Source organism: Colwellia marinimaniae (genome assembly GCF_002207865.1).
Lineage (GTDB): Bacteria > Pseudomonadota > Gammaproteobacteria > Enterobacterales > Alteromonadaceae > Colwellia > Colwellia marinimaniae.
This window is the reverse complement of record NZ_BDQM01000208.1, coordinates 1-281: the sequence shown is the minus strand read 5'-3', so window position 1 is coordinate 281 and position 281 is coordinate 1. Positions and strand designations below refer to the sequence as shown.

Annotated in this window: 1 protein-coding gene; it reads left to right on the top strand. The window is 34.9% G+C overall.

Annotation, left to right across the window (positions count from 1 at the left end):
* Positions 1-180 (top strand): hypothetical protein (locus MTCD1_RS21920; protein WP_438819302.1); only part of this gene is annotated, 180 nt, incomplete at its 5' end.
* Positions 181-281: the final 101 nt, after the last annotated feature.

The window sequence follows — 281 nt, the reverse complement described above, 5'->3', positions numbered from 1 at the left end:
CGTGAGGTGTTTTTACTTGAAGTGACAAATTCTGGATACCACCACTTATTATCGCAGTCCGTTGATTCAGAGCTTTCTTATGAAACCATTCTAAAAAATTATAATGGTCAGATAGGATTAGAAGGTCGAACCGTTTTAAAAGCGATGATAATGAACAGAGATGAAGGTAAAGTACAATGAAAAAACTACCTCTTCCAGCGAGAACTTATAGCGAAATGCTTAATAAATGCTCGGAAGGTATGATGCAGATAAATGTTAGAAATAATTTCATTACTCACTTC